18 protein-coding genes are annotated in these 18810 nt (G+C 68.1%); 4 read left to right on the top strand and 14 right to left on the bottom strand.

What is annotated here, in order from left to right:
• Nucleotides 1-32: 32 nt before the first annotated feature.
• On the top strand, nucleotides 33-770 hold the full coding sequence (locus tag QMZ26_RS19220; RefSeq protein ID WP_283222379.1) for a pteridine reductase: 738 nt from the start codon (nucleotides 33-35) through the stop codon (nucleotides 768-770).
• Between the two features lie 61 nt (nucleotides 771-831).
• Here the strand turns inward: QMZ26_RS19220 and folK are convergent, their stop codons facing one another.
• Nucleotides 832-1332 carry a 2-amino-4-hydroxy-6-hydroxymethyldihydropteridine diphosphokinase gene (folK, locus tag QMZ26_RS19215; RefSeq protein WP_283222378.1) on the bottom strand — a complete coding sequence of 167 codons (501 nt, stop codon included), beginning with the start codon at nucleotides 1330-1332 and terminating at the stop codon, nucleotides 832-834.
• A 93-nt stretch (nucleotides 1333-1425) separates the two neighbouring features.
• Between folK and QMZ26_RS19210 the strand changes: the two genes are divergently transcribed.
• Nucleotides 1426-2175 carry a 20S proteasome subunit A/B gene (locus QMZ26_RS19210; RefSeq protein ID WP_283222377.1) on the top strand — a complete coding sequence of 250 codons (750 nt, stop codon included), beginning with the start codon at nucleotides 1426-1428 and terminating at the stop codon, nucleotides 2173-2175.
• Nucleotides 2176-2223: 48 nt separating this feature from the next.
• On the opposite strand, the gene QMZ26_RS19205 is transcribed toward QMZ26_RS19210, so the two are convergent.
• From QMZ26_RS19205 to QMZ26_RS19190, 4 genes are all read right to left on the bottom strand, one after another.
• Nucleotides 2224-3735, bottom strand: a complete 1512-nt coding sequence (locus tag QMZ26_RS19205) for an ATP-binding protein (protein ID WP_283222376.1) — start codon at nucleotides 3733-3735, stop codon at nucleotides 2224-2226.
• Nucleotides 3736-3739: 4 nt separating this feature from the next.
• Nucleotides 3740-4180, bottom strand: coding sequence for a response regulator (locus QMZ26_RS19200; RefSeq protein ID WP_079223373.1), 441 nt, complete (start codon nucleotides 4178-4180; stop codon nucleotides 3740-3742).
• On the bottom strand, nucleotides 4177-5991 hold the full coding sequence (locus QMZ26_RS19195) for an ATP-binding protein (protein WP_283222375.1): 1815 nt from the start codon (nucleotides 5989-5991) through the stop codon (nucleotides 4177-4179). Before QMZ26_RS19195 ends, QMZ26_RS19200 begins: the two co-directional genes overlap by 4 nt.
• Nucleotides 5992-6119: 128 nt before the next feature.
• On the bottom strand, nucleotides 6120-6491 hold the full coding sequence (locus tag QMZ26_RS19190) for a BON domain-containing protein (RefSeq protein WP_079223377.1): 372 nt from the start codon (nucleotides 6489-6491) through the stop codon (nucleotides 6120-6122).
• Nucleotides 6492-6662: 171 nt separating this feature from the next.
• Here QMZ26_RS19190 and QMZ26_RS19185 point away from each other — a divergent pair, with 171 nt between their 5' ends.
• Nucleotides 6663-7706 (top strand): oxidoreductase, encoded by a 1044-nt coding sequence (locus tag QMZ26_RS19185; RefSeq protein WP_283222374.1) that lies wholly within the window; start codon nucleotides 6663-6665, stop codon nucleotides 7704-7706.
• A 379-nt stretch (nucleotides 7707-8085) separates the two neighbouring features.
• Here QMZ26_RS19185 and gnd read toward each other — a convergent pair whose 3' ends face one another.
• The 7 genes from gnd to QMZ26_RS19150 all read right to left on the bottom strand — a co-directional run bounded on the left by gnd (nucleotide 8086) and on the right by QMZ26_RS19150 (nucleotide 15628).
• A complete protein-coding gene (gene gnd, locus QMZ26_RS19180; protein ID WP_283222373.1) occupies nucleotides 8086-8991 on the bottom strand; it encodes a phosphogluconate dehydrogenase (NAD(+)-dependent, decarboxylating) in 906 nt (301 codons plus the stop codon).
• 10 nt (nucleotides 8992-9001) lie between these two features.
• On the bottom strand, nucleotides 9002-10240 hold the full coding sequence (locus QMZ26_RS19175) for a hypothetical protein (protein ID WP_283222390.1): 1239 nt from the start codon (nucleotides 10238-10240) through the stop codon (nucleotides 9002-9004).
• 17 nt (nucleotides 10241-10257) lie between these two features.
• The gene (locus QMZ26_RS19170) at nucleotides 10258-10941 is read right to left on the bottom strand and encodes a DUF2242 domain-containing protein (protein ID WP_283222372.1); all 684 of its coding nucleotides are present in this window, start codon (nucleotides 10939-10941) and stop codon (nucleotides 10258-10260) included.
• A gap of 180 nt (nucleotides 10942-11121) precedes the next feature.
• Nucleotides 11122-13299: a carboxy terminal-processing peptidase gene (locus QMZ26_RS19165; RefSeq protein ID WP_200733544.1), complete on the bottom strand. Its 2178-nt coding sequence runs from the start codon at nucleotides 13297-13299 to the stop codon at nucleotides 11122-11124.
• 323 nt (nucleotides 13300-13622) lie between these two features.
• Entirely contained in the window at nucleotides 13623-14633 is a 1011-nt protein-coding gene (gene lipA / locus QMZ26_RS19160; RefSeq protein ID WP_079223385.1) for a lipoyl synthase, read from the bottom strand.
• Between the two features lie 18 nt (nucleotides 14634-14651).
• The gene (lipB, locus tag QMZ26_RS19155; RefSeq protein WP_200733543.1) at nucleotides 14652-15362 is read right to left on the bottom strand and encodes a lipoyl(octanoyl) transferase LipB; all 711 of its coding nucleotides are present in this window, start codon (nucleotides 15360-15362) and stop codon (nucleotides 14652-14654) included.
• A complete protein-coding gene (locus QMZ26_RS19150) occupies nucleotides 15350-15628 on the bottom strand; it encodes a YbeD family protein (protein WP_200733542.1) in 279 nt (92 codons plus the stop codon). Before QMZ26_RS19150 ends, lipB begins: the two co-directional genes overlap by 13 nt.
• A gap of 259 nt (nucleotides 15629-15887) precedes the next feature.
• On the opposite strand from QMZ26_RS19150, the gene QMZ26_RS19145 reads away from it, so the two are divergent.
• Nucleotides 15888-16949, top strand: a complete 1062-nt coding sequence (locus QMZ26_RS19145) for a lipid A deacylase LpxR family protein (protein WP_283222371.1) — start codon at nucleotides 15888-15890, stop codon at nucleotides 16947-16949.
• Nucleotides 16950-17111: 162 nt separating this feature from the next.
• Here the strand turns inward: QMZ26_RS19145 and QMZ26_RS19140 are convergent, their stop codons facing one another.
• Together QMZ26_RS19140 and QMZ26_RS19135 are read right to left on the bottom strand one after the other, a co-directional pair.
• Nucleotides 17112-18329 (bottom strand): D-alanyl-D-alanine carboxypeptidase family protein, encoded by a 1218-nt coding sequence (locus tag QMZ26_RS19140; RefSeq protein ID WP_283222370.1) that lies wholly within the window; start codon nucleotides 18327-18329, stop codon nucleotides 17112-17114.
• 98 nt (nucleotides 18330-18427) lie between these two features.
• Nucleotides 18428-18810, bottom strand: a 383-nt coding sequence (locus tag QMZ26_RS19135) for an SPOR domain-containing protein (RefSeq protein ID WP_283222369.1), incomplete at its 5' end; no start/stop codon positions are given.

Raw genomic sequence — 18810 nt, 5'->3', positions numbered from 1 at the left:
TGCACAGGATAGCCGAGCCTTGGAGGACCCTCATGAGCGACACCGCCCCCGTGGCCCTGATCACCGGCAGCGCCCGCCGGATCGGTGCGGCCATCGCCCGCCAGTTCCACGCCTGTGGCTGGTCGGTGGTGCTGCACGCCCACACGTCCAGCGCCGAGCTGCAGCAGGCCGCGTTCGACCTGGAGAACATCCGCCCCGGCAGCGTGCTGGCCCTGCAGGCGGACCTGCGCGACGCCGATGCCCTGTCCGATCTGGTGGAACAGGCCGTGGCCCACTTCAGCCGCCTGGACGCGCTGGTCAACAACGCCTCCAACTTCTTCCCCACCCCGCTGGGCCAGGTGACTGTCGCGGCCATGGACGAGCTGTACGCGGTCAATGCCCGCGCGCCGCTGTTGCTGTCACAGGCCGCCGCACCCTACCTGCGCCGGCAGCAGGGCTGCATCGTCAACCTGACCGATCTGCACGGCACCGACCCGATGCGCGACCACATCGCCTACACCATGGCCAAGGCCGCGCTGGAAATGGCCACCCGTTCGCTGGCACTGGAACTGGCCCCGAAGGTGCGGGTGAATGCCGTGGCACCGGGCGCGATCCTGTGGCCGGAACAGGGCAAGGACGATTTCGCCCGCGAGGCACTGCTGGCGCGCACGCCGCTGGCCCGCATCGGCACCGTCGAGGAGATTGCCGAGGCGGTCTATTGGCTGGTGGCCGAGGCCACCTTCGTCACCGGCCACACCCTGCGCGTGGATGGTGGGCGTACGGTCAGCTGATCATTTAGCCACCCATGGGGTGGCTCTACAGTAGAGCCACCCCATGGGTGGCTGCGTCGGGTCAATCCGCCACGCCGGGATCCAGGTCCACGACCTCGAAGGCTTCACCATGCTGCTTGTGCGCCCGCCACAGCGTGGCCAGGTCCTGGCCGCTCACCGGATCGATGAAGTCCGGCGCGATGTCCGCCAGCGGCTTCAGTACGAAGGCGTGCTTCAGTTCCGGGCGCGGAATGCGCAGATGGCCGGGGCCTTCCACCACCAGGTCGCCGTAGAACACCACGTCGATGTCCAGCGTACGGTCGGAAAAGCGCGGCCCGCTGCGGTCGCGGCCATGCGTGTCTTCCAGCGCATGCAGCCAGTCGTCCAGTTCCTGCAGCGGCAGATCGGTCTGGATCGCCACGCCATTGTTGAGGAAGGCCGGGCCATCGAAGCCGACCGCGGCAGTGCGATAGGCCGGTGACACCTGCAGCGCGCCGAAGCGCTCGCGCAGGGCCGTCACCGCGGCGTGGAGGTAGCGGCGGGGCTGGACGTTGCTGCCCAGGCTCAGGAGCACGGTGGTCATGCGGTTCCGGTGACGGCGATCAGGTGGGGGGTGGGCATGCCGCCGTCACGGCGGCCTGCCTACAATCCGGGACGCACATGATAGGACACCCACATGACCTATTGCGTTGGAATCGAGGTGGACGAAGGCCTGGTCTTCGCCGCCGACACCCGGACCAATGCCGCGCTGGACGATGTCCGCGTGCACCGCAAGCTGCACGTGTTCGAGTACCCCGGCGAGGCGACCTTCGTACTGATGGCCGCCGGCAACCTGGCCACCACCCAGCTGCTGGTCTCGCGCCTGCAGCGTGATGCCGCCGAAGAACGCACGCCTAACCTGCGGCAGATGCGCCATCTGTTCGAAGCCGCCGCCTACGTCGGCGCGCTGCTGGTGGACAGCCAGGTGAAGTGCCAGCACACCGAACACGGCCACGACGGCGTCAACACCCAGGCCACGCTGATCTTCGGCGGGCAGATCGCCGGCGAGCAGCCGGGGCTGTACATGGTCTACCCGCTGGGCAACGCCATCGCCGCTTCGCCGGAGACGCCGTACCTGCAGATCGGTGAATCCAAGTACGGCAAGCCGATCCTCGACCGCATCGTCAGCCTGGCCACGCGGCTGGAGGATGCCGCGCGCACCGCACTGCTGTCGCTGGATTCGACCATCCGTTCGAACCTGTCGGTGGGCCTGCCGATCGACATGGTGCTGCTGCGCAAGGGCGAACTGCAGGTCGGCCAGCAACTGCGCTTCACCGCCGATTCGCCGCTGTATGCCGATATCCACAACAACTGGTCGCGGCGTCTGGAACAAGCGGTGGCGAGCCTGCCGCGGTTTCCGTGGGAGGCGCCCGGCTCCGGCGCGTGACACCGCCGGGCATGGCCCGGCGCTACCGGATTGCGGTGAGCGACGGCCTCAGCCGAGCGCTTCAGCCACGGCGCGGAACACCTGCTGCATCTGCAGCGGCTTGCGCAGCACATGCACATCGATGCCCGGCGGGAAGGCGCGGGTATCCAGCTCCACCGCCGCCTCCTCCAGCACCAGGGCCGGGCCGGCGTACCCCAGCGTGGCCATTTCGCCCAGCAGCTGGCTGGCCGGCAGCAGCTTGGAGCCGGCATCGGCAATGACCAGCGCCGGCATGGCTTCCTGCTGCATCCAGCGCAGCGCGGCCGGGCCGTCGGAAGCAAGCTGCAGCTGGTAGCCCTGGCTGGACAGCGCGTTGCCCAGCAGCGACAGGCGCGTGGCCTCGCCATCGACCACCAGGATCGACTGGCCACTGCCCAGCGCCACCAGCTGTTCGACCGGTTCACCGCCCTCGGCCCGCTCGTGCATCGGCAGCCGCAGCTCGAAGCGCGTGCCCTGCCCCAGCTGGCTGTTGACGTGGATGCTGCCACCGGCGCCTTCGACGATGCGCTTGCAGGAAATCAGGCCCAGGCCGGTGCCATCGGCCTTGGTGGTGAAGAACGGGTTGAACAGGTGCGACAACGTGTCGGCATCCATGCCGATGCCTTCGTCGGCCACCACGATGCGCAGCCAGTCCACGCCGTCGTACTCGCCGGCATGGTCGGCGGTCAGGCCCAGGCGGCCGCCCTGCGGCATCGCCTGGATCGCATTGAGCGCCAGGTTCAGCAGCACCTGCTGCAGTTCGGTGTAGTTGGCATCGACCACCAGCCCCTCGTCCTGCACCTCCAGTTCCAGGCTCACCGTCTCGGGTACGTTGCTGCGCAACAGCAGCGCCACGGCCTGGAACAGATCGTCGATGAAGATGCGCTCGCTGGGCGTGCGCGAACCGCGCACGAAGGACAGCATCGACTCGGCCATCTCGTGGCCACGGCGGCCGCACTCGGCGATGACATCGGCCAGGTGGTGCAGCTGCGGGTCTTCGGTGCGCGCCTTCAGCAGCTCCGGCATGATCAGCAGCGGCTGCAGGATGTTGCGCAGGTCGTGGCTGAGGCCGGCGGCAAGCAGCGAGAGGCTTTCCAGCCGCTGCGCACGCATCAGCTCGGTTTCCACGCGCAGGCGCTCCACCGCGCTGCGCGCATCGCGCACCGCGCGCGCCACCGCCGACGGCAGCCGCGCCGGGTGGTGCTTGATGATGTAGTCGTTGGCACCCTTCTGCAGGGCCTCCACCGCGTTCTCCTCGCCCATCGTGCCGGAGACGAAGATGAAAGGAACATCCGGCGCGGTCTCGCGCACGATGCGCAGCGCTTCATCACCGGAGAAGCCCGGCATGCTCAGGTCCGAGAGCACGATGTCCGGCACGAACCCGGCCAGCGCCTGGCGCAACTCGGGTTCGCTTTCCACGCGCTCGAAACGGGCATCCAGGCCCGCCTCGAGCATCTGTTCGCACATCAGCTCGGCATCTTCCGGTGAATCTTCCACCAGCAGGATGCGCAGCGCCCCGAGGGCCGGACCGATCAGCGGCATGGCCTTACTCGACCTCCGGTGCCTGGTTGATCAGCGCCCAGAACCTGCCCAGGGTCTGTACCGCGCCGAAGAACTGGTCCACGTCCACCGGCTTGACGACATAGGCATTCACGCCCATGTCCCAGCTGCGCGCCAGGTCGCTTTCCTCGCGCGAGGACGACAGGATGACCACCGGCAGGCGCTTGAGCTCCTCGTGCTCGCGGATCTGCCGCAGCACTTCCAGCCCGTCCATGCGCGGCATCTTGATGTCCAGCAGCAGGACTGCGGGCAGGCCTTCTTCGCGGGTGGCATGCGCACCACGGCGCAGCAGGTAGTCCATCACTTCCACGCCGTCCTCGACGTGCACGATGGGATTGGCCAGGCGGGCTTCCTGCAGTGCGTCGATGGCCATTTCGGCGTCGGCCGGGCTGTCTTCGGCCAGGAGTATGGTGCGCAGCGTGGTCATGCGGAGGGCCCTTGGTTGACTGCGTCCAGCGCAGGAGGCAGGTGGAAGTGGAAAGTGGCGCCGGCATCGGGCGCGGCTTCGGCCCAGATGCGGCCACCATGGCGGGTCAGCACGCGGCGCACGCTGGCCAGGCCGATACCGGTGCCGGGGTAGTCACTGGCCTTGTGCAGGCGCTGGAACACGCCGAACAGCTTGCCGGCGTAGGCCATGTCGAAGCCTGCACCATTGTCGCTGACCGTGAACTGATGGCCGCCATCGGCCTGCTGCTGGTAGTCCACGCGGATGCGCGCCGGCTCGCGGTTGGCCGAATACTTCACCGCGTTGCCCAGCAGGTTCAGCCACACCTGGCGCATCATGTTCTCGTCAGCCACCACGATCGGCAGCGGCGCGATGGTCCATTCAACGTGGTGGGCCACGCCGGTGCCTTCGGCATCGGTCTTCAGGTTGGCATCGAGCATGGCGCGGGTGTCGGCCACCAGCGTCTGCATGTCCACCGCCTGCTGGCGCATCGCAGCGCGCCCCAGCCGCGAATAGACCAGCAGATCGTCGATCAGCGCGGCCATGCGCCGTGCCGAGCCGGAGATCACGTCCAAATAGTGGCGGCTCTTTTCATCAGCGCCCTCGCCCAGGTGGCGTGACAGCTTGTCGGAGAAACCGGCGACATGGCGCAGCGGCGCGCGCAGGTCATGCGACACCGAATAGCTGAAGGCCTCCAGCTCGCGGTTGACCTCCGAGACCTGGGCCACCTTGCCTTCCAGCTGGCGGTTCAGTTCTTCCACGCGCCACTGCACCGCACGCTGCACGGTCACGTCGCTGATGGTCATCAGCACCACTTCGTCATCGGTGTCCGGCAACGGCATGCGCCGCGCGTTGATGAGCATGTAGCGCACCGTGCCGTCGGTGCGCTGTTCAAGCTCGAAATCCCACAGCTCGCGCCCGCGCAGCAGCACGTCGGACAGGCGCTGGCGCACCACCGGGTCCTGCCAGGCGCCCTCGCCGACATCGGCCAGCAGGGTGCCATCGGCACGCTCGTCCTGCAGCCCGTACAGCTCGGCGAACGCCGTGTTGTGCAGCTGCACGCGCAGGTCGCGGTCGAGCAGCACGATGGGCTCGCGCACCGTCTGCAGCACCGAGGCGGCACGCGCGGCGGCGCGCAGCGATTGCCGCTCGGCCTGCAGGCGGCGGCCGATCTGCCGCTGCAGCAGCCACAGCACCAGGCCCAGCAGGCACAGCTGCACCACCAGCGAACTCCAGGACACCAGTTCGGTCTGCCTGCGCTGGCGCGCGGCCTGCTCGGCACGCGCCGCCAGCAGCGTCTTTTCGCTGGCCTGCAGTTCCTCCACCAGGCCGCGGATCGGGTAACGCGTGCTCAGGTCCTGCACCAGCTCGCGCTGGTCGGTGTTGGGGGTCGAGCGTGCGAGCTGGCGGGCCAGCGCCATGCGTCCTTCCAGCAGCGATTCGATGCGGCCGATGCGGACGAGCTGGTCGGGATTGTCGCGGGTCATCCGCGCCAGCGCGGCCAGCCGCCCGGGAATCTGCTCGGCCTTGGCCATGCGTTCGTGCAGGCCGGGGGCATCCACGCCCTTGGACAGGGTCAGTGCCGCCGATTCCACGTCACGCACGTCGGTCTGCAGCTGCTGCAGGGCCACGCCCACCGCCTGGGTGTGGTTGACCCAGGCCATCGCCTGTTCGTTGTCCTGCTGCAGCTGGCGCAGGGTCAGCCAGGGAACGACGATGATCGCGGCAGCAGCGAGTGCCAGGGCAGGCAGCCGCCAACGGTCCCAGATGTCATCACTGAACACCAGCGCCATGGTCCATCGTCAACGAAGCGATGCGGCCAATATAGCGCAGCCGTTCGGCCCGGGAGAATCCGGCGCGGCGTCACGACGAAGGGCGCCCCTTGCGGGACGCCCCTGTCCACTTCAGGCCAGCGCCGGGATCAGCGCTTGGCGGCAGCGTTGACCTTCAGCGCGGCGGCATCGACGCGGGTCACGCCCTTGATGCCCTTGGCGGTGGTCACCGCCTTGTCCTTCTCGGCCTGGGTGGCGACGGTGCCGCTGAGGCTGACCACACCATTGACCGTTTCCACCTTCACTTCGGTGCCCGGTACGTTGCTGCTGGCCAGCAGGTCGGCCTTCACCTTGGTGGTGATCCAGCTGTCGGTCACCGGCTCGTTCGAGTCGTGGCGGTCGGCGTGGGTCATCGCAGCGTGGTCGGTCTTCGGCGGATCCTTGGCCATGACGGCCGAGGAAGACAGGGCCAGGCCCAGGGTGAGGGACGAAGCAATCAGGGTACGGGTCAGGTTGCTCATCGTGCGGTGCTCCTTCTGGATGTGCTGCCAGTCTGGACAGTCGCCTGTGTTGCAGGCGTCGGGCTTTGGTCACGCTGCCGTGAACCCGCCGGCTGCAACGGTAACGGTTCAGTTTTGCCTCGCCCGGAGCCACGTTCTACGCTTTGTCTCCCCCACCCTGCGGAGCCCCCCATGCGCCCCGACCTGCAACTGGCCCTGATCGGCTACGGCCTCGCCGGCCGCGTCTTCCACGCGCCGCTCATCCAGCACACGCCCGGGCTGGCCCTGCACAGCATCGTCAGCTCGCAGCGCGACACCCTGCTGCGCAGCTTCAGCGACGTGCACGTGCGCGCCAGCGCGCAGGAAGTATTCGATGACCCGGCGGTGGACGCGGTGGTGATCGCCACGCCGAACGAGCAGCACGCGCCGCTGGCCATTGCCGCACTGGCTGCCGGCAAGCATGTGCTGGTGGACAAGCCCTTCGCGCTGGACGTGGCCGAAGCGGAAACCGTGCTGGCCGCCGCGCGCGGTGCCGGGCGCATCGTCACGGTGTTCCAGAACCGTCGCTTCGATGCCGATTTCCTCACCCTGCAGGCGCTGCTTGCCGAAGGCGCGCTGGGCGAGGTGGCCGAGTGCCACGCGCACTTCGATCGCTACCGGCCGCAGGTGCGCGATCGCTGGCGCGAACAGGAAGGACCCGGCAGCGGCCTGTGGTACGACCTCGGCCCACACCTGCTGGACCAGATGCTGGTGCTGTTCGGTTGGCCGCAGGCCATCGATGCCGATCTGGCGGTGCAGCGCGAGGGCGGCAGCGGCGTCGACTATTTCCATGCCGTGCTGCATTACCCGCGGCACCGCGCGATCGTGCATGCCGGTTCGCTGGTGGCGGCGCCGACGCCGCACTTCGCGGTGCATGGCCGCGAGGGCAGCTGGATCAAGCATGGCCTGGACGTGCAGGAGGCGCAGCTGCGTCGCGGCGTGGCACCGGGTGCCCCCGGCTGGGGCATCGACCCGCGGCATGGCGAGCTGTTGCGCTGCGATGCCGAGGACAACGTGCAGCGCACGACCATGGACAACCTGCCAGGGGACTACCGGCGGCTGTATGCACAGTTCGCGGCGGCGATGCGTGGCGAGGGCGAGGCGACGGTGAGTGCGGTGCAGGCGCTGCAGCTGATGCGGTTGCTGGAGGCAGGGATGGTGAGTGCGCGCGAGGGACGGCGGGTGGTGTTGGGGTGATCGGCAGGGCTGCGCCCTGCACCCGCTCGATGCAACGTCAACGTCAACGTCAACGTCAAAAGCCTGCATTCCGTGGGATGGCGGGATGGGTCCGGTTGAGGGGGACGCCGTAAACCCGTCCATGGGGGCTTGGTCGCGGCATCCATGCCGCTCACACCCCCTCAACCGGACCCACCCCGCCTTCGACAGTTTCCTGCGATCTGTCGGAACGGCGTTCTGCTTTGGTGGGTGCCGACCGTTGGTCGGCACGGGGTCGGATCTGGTAGGTGTCGACCTTGGTCGACACAGTAGAGCCACGCCATGCGTGGATGACGTGGAAACGATCCTGTTGGGGTCATAGCCCTTACCTGCGGAAAGGGATCCGACCCCATTGCGGTGCTTACGACTTCTTGATGGCGTGGCCGCCGAATTCGTTGCGCATCGCCGACAGCAGGCGGTCGGTGAACGAATTGGATTCGCGCGAGCGCAGGCGTTCCAGCAGCGACAGGGTGATCACCGGGGCCGGCACGTCCAGGGCAATGGCTTCGGCGACGGTCCAGCGGCCTTCGCCGGAATCCTCGACGTACGGAGCAATGCCATCCAGCGAGGGATTGCGCTTGAGCGCTTCGGTGCTCAGGTCCAGCAGCCACGAACGCACCACGCTGCCGTGGCGCCAGACGTCGGCCACCTGGGCCAGGTCCAGTTCCATCTCCTGCTTGCGCTCCATCAGCGCAAAGCCTTCGGCATAGGCCTGCATCATTCCGTACTCGATGCCGTTGTGGACCATCTTGGTGAAGTGGCCGGCGCCGGACGGGCCGACACGGCCCCAGCCGCGGTCTTCGGCCGGGGCCAGGGTGCGCAGCAGCGGCTCGACCTGTTCAACCACCGCGGCGTCGCCACCGACCATCAGGCTGTAGCCTTCCTGCAGGCCCCAGACGCCACCGCTGGTGCCGCAGTCGACGTAGCCCAGGTCATCCTCGGCCAGCGCCTTGGCGCGGCGGATCGAGTCCTGGTAGTTGGAGTTGCCGCCGTCGATGACGATGTCGCCTTCGGCCAGGTGCGGGGTCAGCTGGCCCAGCGTCTGGTCGACGGTTTCGCCGGCCGGCACCATCAGCCACACCACGCGCGGTACCGGCAGTGCGGCAACCGCCGCGGCCAGCGAATCGACGACTTCCAGGCCGGCCTCGGCGGCGCGCTGGCGGGCGCCTTCGCCCGGGTCGTAGCCGACCACGCGGTGGCCGCCGCGATGCAGGCGCTGGGCCATGTTGGCGCCCATGCGGCCGAGGCCGATCATTGCAATGTCCATTGTTTCACCTTCAGTTGGGGTCTAGGGTCAGGCTGCCTGGCCGGCCGGTCGCCGCGCAGTGGCGCAGTTGCGCCTCGCGCCAGCGCCGATAGAGCGTGGTATGCAGATTGTGCAACGCCAGGTCGATGGAAAACGACGTGCGTGGGTTGCGGTCGAGCAGGCGGATGATGTGGTAACCGATGGGACGTATACCGCGTGGGTGCACATAGATCACGAACTGCTGGTAGAACGGATCGTCCAGCAACTGGTCCATGCGTGCCAGCGTGGCCTGGTAGCGGGGTTCCAGCTGCGCGCGCAGGCCGGGATCACGTTCGTACAACAGGCGCTCGAAGTAGCGCCGGCCGAGCCGCGGAATGCCCTGCGCAAGCGTCCACAGTTCGGCATTGCGCTGGTCGTACCAGGCCAGCCCGCCATGCGTGGCCAGCGCCTGCGCGGCATCTGCGCCGACATCGACGACGATGAAGTTCTCGGCCTGGTTGCTCAGGTCGTCCAGCGTCGAACGGTCGCCGACGTGTTCGATGAAACCGGGCACGCCGAGGAACGCGCTGCGCCCCCGTGCGGCAGTACGCACGGCCTTGCCATCGGCGAAGAACTCACCGGCCCCCGCGCCCAGCAGGATGCTGCCGGTATCGTGCAGGCCCAGCAGGGTACCGATGGAAAGTTCATCGGCAGAGAATTCTCCATCGAAGGCGGCATCGCCGTACAGCTCGCGCTGCGTGGCCAGCTGCGCGACCTGCCGACCGACGCCACATTCGGCGCGCACGTTGCCGGTGTAGAACGTCTCCAGCGCGCGGCTGTTGCCGGCCAGCGGCGTATAACCGCGGCCGAAGCTGCGGGTGTTCCGCCAGCCCTGCACGGGTGCACCGCCTGCGCCGAAGCCGATCCAGCCCAGCTGCAGGCCGCTGAAACGGAAACCGGGGTTGTCCTGCAATGCCCGCGCGGCGCGCTGCGCAGCCGCACCCAGTTCGAAGGTGTAGGCGCAGAGCGTGGCCGGGTCGTCCAGCAGGCGCCGCAGCACGGCCTGCCGCGCCTGCTCGGTCATCGTGGCGGGCCAGCGCACCTGCAGGTCGCCGGCCTGCTGCGCAGCCTGCAGCGAGGTACGCGTGCAGACCGGGCCGCCATGGATGTGGGGCGCCTCGACGGCCGTGGTTTCGAAACGCCAGCCCAGCCGCTGCAGCAGACCCTGCTCGCAGCCACTGCCCGCGGCGTTGCCAAGCACGGGCCAGCCCAGCAGCAGGGCCAGCCCCAGCGCCCTGCCCTTCACCGTCAGCCCTGGTCGGCCGCCGGTTGCGGGGCGGGCAGTTGCGGGGCGGGCTCGGGTACGGGTGTCGCGGGCGCGGCGGGAACCGGCGGAGCCGGTACCGGTGCCGGCTCCTGCACCGCCGCCGGTGGCGGGGCCGGCGCAGGCGTCGGCTTGGCCGCAGCGGCCGCCGGCAGGTACTGGTGCAGGCGGTCGAAGAAGCGACGGTAGAAATCAGAATCGGTGATCGTGCTGCTGGCAACCTTCACCAGTGAATCATCGTTGCTGCCGAACGGCAGCGACACCGAGCCCAGTGCGCCCACGCCGACGCTGGCCGAGGTCGGGCTCTTCTTCAGTGCATAACGGTCCTGCACGGCGCTGACGAACACCAGCGCCTGCTCGCTGCCTCGTGGCGCGCAGGAGATGCGCAGCACCAGCTGCTCGTGATCGTCCTCGCGCACCTGGAAATTCTTGTTGCCCTCCACCTGCCCATCGTCGGCGCGCGCGATGGCATAGCCCTGGCTGAGCAGGGTACGGCGGGCCGCCTCACAGGCCTCGGCCGGGCGCCCATCGACGGTGCGCGAGAAGGTGTCGCCCGAATCGAAGGACTCGCGCAGCAGGCTGTTGTCGGCGGCCCGGCCACCGCAACCGGCCAGGACCAGGGTGCTGGCCACGGCCAGCAGGGACAGCGAAAGACGGGAGGCCCGCATGGGTACTCCTGCGAGAACGGAAGCCCCAAGGGTAGACCCGGGGCCGTGTGCGGCAGGTCGATGCGCCGGCCCCCGTTGCTCCCGGTTCATGGACGTCCGCCGGGCATGGCCCGGCGCTGCCGGAAAAACAAACGGGGCCGGCAGTGCCGGCCCCGTGGGGAACTTCACATCAGCAGCGGATCAGTCCGCCCAGCGGCCTGCGCCGGTGGACTGCGGCAGCACCTGGGCCGACAGCGGGCGGTCGGTTTCCAGCAGATTCACCGCATCGGACAGGATCGAGGCGGATTCACGCAGCAGCGGGTCCGGACGCTTCTCGGCGGCCTTCTCGCGGGCGGCATCCTTGACGATGTCGCGCTCATTGCCGGTCAGGCCGTCATCGCTGCTGTCATCGGCCAGCGGGTCCAGGGCCAGGCCCAGTTCCTTGCGGACGACCTGGCGGTCCTTGCGCTGCTTGTCCTGGCGCTCACGCTCGGCCAGGCGGGTCGCCTCGTTGAGTGAGACGTACTTCTTGGCCGCTTCGGTACGGAACTGCTGCACGTCCTCGTTCCACCACTGGAATTCCTTGTCGGTGGCGATGCGGGCTTCGTGGCGTGCCTCCAGCTTGGGCAGCAGCGGTGCGAAGTTGCCGTACTGGGTGTGCGGCACGGCCGCGATGCGGGTCCACGGCAGCGCGTTGTCGTAGGTGCTTTCGCCGAACTCGGTGGCATCGACGCTGGCCGGGAACGCCAGGTCCGGCACCACGCCCTTGTGCTGGGTGCTGCTGCCGCTGATGCGGAAGAACTGGGCGATGGTCAGCTTCACCTGGCCAAAGCGCTGGGTCTCGCCACTGGGCCAGCGGTCCAGGTCGACGATGTTCTGCACGGTGCCCTTGCCGAAGGTGGTTTCACCGATGACCAGGCCACGGCCGTAATCCTGGATGGCACCGGCGAAGATTTCCGATGCCGAGGCCGAACCACGGTTGATCAGCACGGCCAGCGGGCCATCCCAGGCGACACCCTGGTTGCGGTCGCTGTTGACGGTGACGCGGCCACCGGATTCGCGCACCTGCACCACCGGGCCCTGTTCGATGAACAGGCCGGTCAGTTCGATGGCTTCATCCAGCGAACCACCGCCGTTGCTGCGCAGGTCCAGCACCACGCCGTCCAGCTTGTCGGCCTTGAAGCCGGCCAGCAGCTTGGCGACGTCGCGCGTCGCCGAGGCGTAGTCGGCCGCGTTGCGGCGACGGCCTTCGAAATCCTGGTAGAAGGTCGGCAGCTTGATCACGCCCACCTTGCGCTCGGGCTGGCCATCCTTGCCCGGGATGGTCATGGTTTCGCCCTTGGCGGCCTGTTCGGCCAGGCGCACCTTCTGACGGGTCAGCAGCAGGGTGTGGTGCTTGCCGTCCACGCCGTCCTCGGCGGAGATGAACTCCAGCCGGACCTGCGTGTCCTTGGCGCCACGGATCTTGGCCACCACGTCATCGATGCGCCAGCCGATCACATCGTCCACCGGCCCGGACTTGCCCTGGCCGACGCCGACGATGCGGTCGCCCGGCTTCAGGGTGCCGTCCACGGCGGCCGGGCCACCGGCGATGATCTCGCGGATCACCACCATGTCGTCCTGGCGCTGCAGCTGCGCGCCGATGCCTTCCAGCGACAGCGACATCGCCTGGTTGAAGTTCTCGGCAGTGCGCGGGGTGAAGTAGTCGGTATGCGGGTCGACGGCGCTGGTGTAGGCGTTCATGAAGAACTGGAAGACATCCTCGCCCTTCAGCTCGTTGACGCTCTTTTCCAACGTGGCGTAACGCTTGTCCAGGGTCTTGCGGATGTCGTCGGACTTCTTGCCGGCCAGCTTCAGGCGCAGCCAGTCGTTCTTCACCGACTTGCGCCACAGCTCATCGAGTTCGGCGTTGCTGGCCGCCCACGGCACGTCCTTGCGGTCGTATTCGAAGCGCTCGTCGGCGGTGAAGTCCGGCTCCTGCTTCAGCAGCTTGCGCGCATAACCGACGCGCTCGCCCACGCGCTGCTTGTAGACCGCGAACACTTCAAAGGCAGGCTCCAGTTCGCCGCCGCGGATGGCGTTGGCGATGCCGGCCTGGAACGGCGCGAAACGGGCCACGTCGGCCTGGGTGAAGTACTGCTTGCCGCCGTCGAGGGTTTCCAGATAACGCTTGAACACGTCCTTGGAGGTGGCCTCGTCCAGCGCGCGCGGCCGGTAGGCGTAGCGGCTGTCGGACAGCAGGCCGTAGACCAGCTTGGAGGTGGTGACCTGGTCGGCAGTCGCGGCCGCCGGCAGCGCCGGCGAGTCGGCCTTGGCCGCCAGCGCCAGCGGCGCGACCAGCGCCAGGGCCATCAGGAATGCGGGGGCTTTGAATTTCATGAACGTGCTCGAAGGCGCCTTGCCAAGGGGGAGACTGCAGGGTGTTCAGACACCACGACAGTGCCGAAAGTTGCCGTGTTTGTCACCCGGCCACGTTCGGTGGAAATCCAGCCTAGCGGGGCCGGTGTAGCAAATTGTGAATGCAGGCGAAGGCGTGCGGACCAACGGTCCGCACCCACCAGTGCGGAGGTCCGCACCCACCGGTGAGGGGGGCCGCACCCACCGGTGCGGAGGGCCGCACCCACCGGTAGTGCCGGGCCATGCCCGGCGAAGACGTGCGGACCAACGGTCCGCACCCACCAGTGCGGAGGTCCGCACCCGCCTCAGGAAACGCCGGCGCCCTTGGCCTGGACGTCGGCGTGGTACGACGAGCGCACCATCGGGCCGGAGGCCACGTGGCTGAAGCCCAGCTCGTAGCCGTAGTCTTCCAGCGCCTTGTAATCCTCGGGGGTCCAGTACTTCAGCACCGGGTGGTGGTGCGCGGTCGGCTGCAGGTACTGGCCGATGGTGATCATGTCCACGTCATGCGCGCGCAGGTCGCGCATGGTGGCCTTGATCTGCTCGAACTCCTCGCCCAGGCCCAGCATGATGCCGCTCTTGGTCGGCACCGACGGGTGCTGCGCCTTGAAGTTCTTCAGCAGGTTCAGCGACCACTGGTAATCGGCACCCGGGCGCACGTTGCGGTACAGGTCCGGTACGGTTTCGATGTTGTGGTTGAACACGTCCGGCGGGTTCTGCGCCAGGATCTCCAGCGCGCGCTCCATGCGGCCCTTGCCACGGAAGTCCGGGGTCAGCACCTCGATGCGGGTGCCCGGCGACTTCTCGCGGATGGCGGTGATGCAGTCGACGAAGTGCTGGGCACCGCCGTCGCGCAGGTCATCGCGGTCGACGCTGGTCACCACCACGTACTTCAGGCCCATGTCGGCCACGGTCTGGCCGAGGGTGGCCGGCTCGTTGGCATCCGGCGGCTTGGGGCGGCCGTGGGCCACGTCGCAGAACGAGCAGCGACGGGTGCAGACCTCGCCCAGGATCATGAAGGTGGCGGTGCCGTGGCTGAAACATTCGTGGATGTTCGGGCAGCTGGCTTCCTCGCACACGGTCACCAGGCGGTTCTCGCGCAGCTTGGCCTTCAGGTTCTGCACGGCATTGCCCGAAGGAATGCGCACGCGGATCCAGGACGGCTTGCGCAGCACCGGTGCGTCGGCGAACTGCACCGGCGAACGGTTGATCTTGTCCCCGCCCATCTGCTTGACGCCGACCTGCAGCGGCGCGGCGGACGGAAGCTCGGCCTGCACGATCTGCAGGGGGATGGTGCGGGCGGTGGTCTCAGTCATGGCAGTTCCGGGGGGCGGTCAGGCGGCCGCAGAAAGATCGGGCAGGTCGGGCGTGGGCTGCAGCAGAAGGCCAAACTGGCGGGCCAGATGGTCCAGCAGCACCGGCTTGACGGCGTCCATCCCGGACGGGCCACCCAAGTCTACCACCGAGGTCACCTGCAACCCCTGGTAGCCACAGGGGTTGATGCGGTGGAAGGGTTCCAGGTCCATCGACACATTGAAGGCCAGGCCGTGGAAGGTGCAGCCGCGGCGGACGCGGATGCCGAGCGCGGCGATCTTGGCATCGCCCACGTAGACGCCCGGCGCGCCGTCACGGCGCTCGGCGCCGATGTTCCATTCGCCGAGGGTGTCGATCAGGGCCTGTTCGATGCGGCAGACGTAGTCGCGCACGCCGATGCCCAGCCGCGGCAGGCGCAGCAGCGGGTACACCACGATCTGGCCAGGGCCGTGGTAGGTCACCTGGCCGCCGCGGTCGACGTGCAGCACCGGGATATCGCCCGGCGCCAGTACGTGCTCGTCCTTGCCAGCCTGGCCGAGGGTGAACACCGGATCGTGTTCGACCACCCACAGCTCGTCGGCATCGTCGTCGGTCCGCTGGTCGGTGAAGCGCTGCATGGCGCGCCAGACCGGTTCATAGGCCTGGCGACCGAGGTCGCGCACCACTGCAGGGCGGGCCGGACGCTGCCCGGGGGCAGGTTCGGCCGCGCAACTGGTGGCTACACCGTCCACTTCACTTCCGGGTGGTCGCGCAGGGCCTGGTGGGCCACGTCGTACTGTTCACGGTTCTCGGCCCGGAACACCAGGCGCACCGAAACGTACTTGCCGTTGGATGAATGCTTCCAGCTGATGCGCTCGTTCACCACATCGACGCCTGCAGCAATCAGCAGGCGGGGAAGTTCCTGCTCCAGGCCACGGTTGGCTGGGCCCATTGCGCTGAGCTCGAACTGACCGGGGAACTGGAAGCCGTGATCGGGGTTGTCGGACTTGATTTCCATGCCCCCATTATCGGGCCGCAGGGCAACAAACCCAAGAGTATTCATCAAGGTCGAACGCCGCACCGGCAGGCCGCTGCGTTGCAGGCTGCGCCCCGGTTCAGGCTGCGCCGGGCCCGCCTCCAGTTTCGCTGAAGGGACAAGTGCGTTTTACGGAACAGACAAGTGAAGGCGGGAGGCTCGTTCCCTCACGCCGACGGGAGTAACGTGTTGTTGCATAAATCGACCTTCACACACCAACGACCTGATGATCATTCCATCCATGCGTACTGCCGCCACCCTCGGCCTGACCGGCCTGCTGGCGGCCGCTGCCCTGCCCCTCACTGCCCATGCCGCCCAGCAGTGCGGGCCCGACGCGATGAGTGAGCACCCGCCGCAGGTCAATTTCCGCGTCGACAACGACCTGTTCGGCGCCAAGGACCAGGACCAGGGCTATACCAACGGCGCCCAGCTGACCCTGGTCTCGCCCAACCTGGTGGACTACACCGATGATCCCTGCCTGCCGCGCCTGGCGCGCTGGGTGAACCGCCACCTCGAACGCCTGCACCCGGGTGAGTTCGAGCAGCAGAACATGATCTTCAGCCTCGGCCAGGGCATCTACACGCCCACCGATTTCACCCGCAAGGACGTGATCGAGGACGACCGCCCGTACGCCGGCGTGCTGGTGGCCAGCTTCGGCTACAACGCCCGCCGCGGCGATCGCCTGCAGACCACCCTGCTGACCCTGGGCGTGGTTGGCCCGTGGGCGCAGGGCAAGCAGGTGCAGAACGCGGTGCATGACCTGCTGGGCGACGAGAAATTCCAGGGCTGGGACAACCAGCTGCACAACGAACCGGTGGTGATGTACACCCACGAGCGCATGCGCCGCTGGCCGGGAGATGCCAGCGTGAATGCCGGCGGCTGGGGCTGGGATGCGATCAGCCACTACGGCGGCTCGATCGGCAACCTGGAAACCAAGGCGAATTTCGGCGGTGAAGTGCGTTTCGGCTGGAAGCTGCCCGACGACTTCGGCAGCACCCCGCTGCGCCCGGCCGGCGAGAACACCGCCCCGACCCGCGGCGGCAAGCCCAGCGGCTGGTCGTGGCACCTGTTCGCCACCACCGATGCGGCCTGGGTGATCCGCGATATTACCCTGGACGGCAACACCTTCCGCGACAGCCACAGCGTCGACAAGCGCCACGTGGTGGCCTACGGCGGCTACGGCATCGCCGTGATGCGCGGCCGCTGGAAGTTCGCGATGGCCCGTTACCACAGCACCCGCGAGTTCAACGGCCAGCGCGAAGCCCCGGTGTTCGGCAGCTTCACCATCAGCCGCTCGATGTAGGTAGGTGCCGACCGTTGGTCGGCACTCTCGCTGGTAGTGCCGGCCGCTGGCCGGCTGCAGGCATCTCCGGACCGGTTCATGAGGAGCCGGCCAGCGGCCGGCACTACCAACAGAAAAGGCCGGCTTTCGCCGGCCTTTTCATTCACCACGCCAGGGCGTGGATCATTCCGATTCCCACCACATCCAGAAGCTGTCCCACAGGCGCTTGAAGAAGCCGGCCTGTTCGACGGCGGCCACAGCCACCAGCGGGGCTTCGGCCACGACCTTGCCATCCAGGGTCACCTTGACGGTGCCGATCTGCTGGCCGGCGGTGAACGGGGCTTCCAGGGTCTTGGGCACGTCGATGCTCGGCTTCAGGTCGTTGTAGCGACCGCGCGGCACGCTCACCAGCATCGGCTGGGCCACGCCCAGCTGCACCTTGTCGGTGGCACCCTTCCACACCTTGTGCTCGGCCACGGCCTTGCCCGGCTCATACAGGCGGTGGGTTTCGAAGAAGCGGAAGCCCCAGTTGAGCAGGGCCAGGCTGTCATCGGCGCGCTGCTTTTCCGACGCCCCCCCCAGCACCACGGCGATCAGGCGCTGGTCGCCGCGCTGGGCCGAGCTCATCAGGCAGTAGCCGGCTTCGGAGGTGTGGCCGGTCTTGATGCCGTCCACGCTGCCATCGCGCCACAGCAGCAGGTTGCGGTTGGGCTGCTTGATGTTGCCCACCTGGAATTCCTTCACCTTGTTGTAGGCGTAGGTTTCCGGGTAGTCACGCACCATCGCGCGGCCCAGCAGCGCCAGGTCGTAGGCGGTGCTGTGGTGGCCTTCGGCGCTCAGGCCGTGGGCGTTGACGAAGTGCGAATCCTTCATGCCGATCTTGGCAGCGTAGCTGTTCATCAGCGAAGCAAAGGCTTCCTCGCTGCCGGCCACGTGCTCGGCCAGGGCGATCGCGGCGTCGTTGCCGGACTGGATCGCCATGCCCTTTTCCATGTCTTCCAGGCGCGCGGTCTGGTTGACCGGGAAGCCGCTGTAGCTGCCGTCGGTGCCGGCGCCGCCTTCGCGCCAGGCGCGTTCGCTCATCATCACCTGGTCGTCGGCGCGGACCTTGCCGTTCTTGACTTCGGCGGCCACGACATACGAGGTCATCACCTTGGTGATGCTGGCCGGGGCCAGCTGTTCATGCACGTTCTCGCCCGCCAGCATCTGGCCGGTGGCGTAGTCCATCAGGATCCAGGCCTTGGACGTGCTGGGCACCGGGGCCGGCGGGGTGGCGACGACCGCCGGGGCGGCAGCAGCAGCGGGCGCCGGGGTGGCCGGGGTCGGCAGCGGCGTCTGGGCGGAAGCCAGGCCAACCACCAGGGTGGCGGCCAGGGCGGTGGCGGCGGAACGGAAATTCATTGGACTGCAGGCTCCAGGGGACGGCCAGAATGGAGGATGGTACGAAGGGCCATTGTAAGGCCGGTGTGGCAGGGGCCGGCAGCACCGGCCCGGGCGGATCAATCCTTGACGATCTGCGGCGACCCCAGGCCAAGACCTGCGATGCGGCCGACAAGTTCCGCGGCACTGGCATGGTCGCTGGCGGGTACGCGCAGGCGGAACAGGGTACGGCCGCCAGCGGCGATGTCGCTGATGGTCGCGCCGACGATGCCGGCGGCGTTGAGCTGGCCCATCGCGCGGGTCGCGTTGTCGCGGCTGGAGAAGCTGGCGACCTGCACCATCACCGCGCCCACCACCTGCTGCGACAGCGTCGGGGCCGGGGCGGCGGGCGGCGCGCTGCGCACCGGCGTCGTGCTGGCACGCGGGGTGGCGGCGGCGACGGGCGCGGCGGCGACGCTGCGCACCGGCGGCGCGGCCGGCGGCAGGCTACTCACCGCGACCT

This window comes from Stenotrophomonas sp. PFBMAA-4, assembly GCF_030053215.1.
Lineage (GTDB): Bacteria > Pseudomonadota > Gammaproteobacteria > Xanthomonadales > Xanthomonadaceae > Stenotrophomonas.
This window is presented reverse-complemented; position numbering and strand designations above follow the sequence as displayed.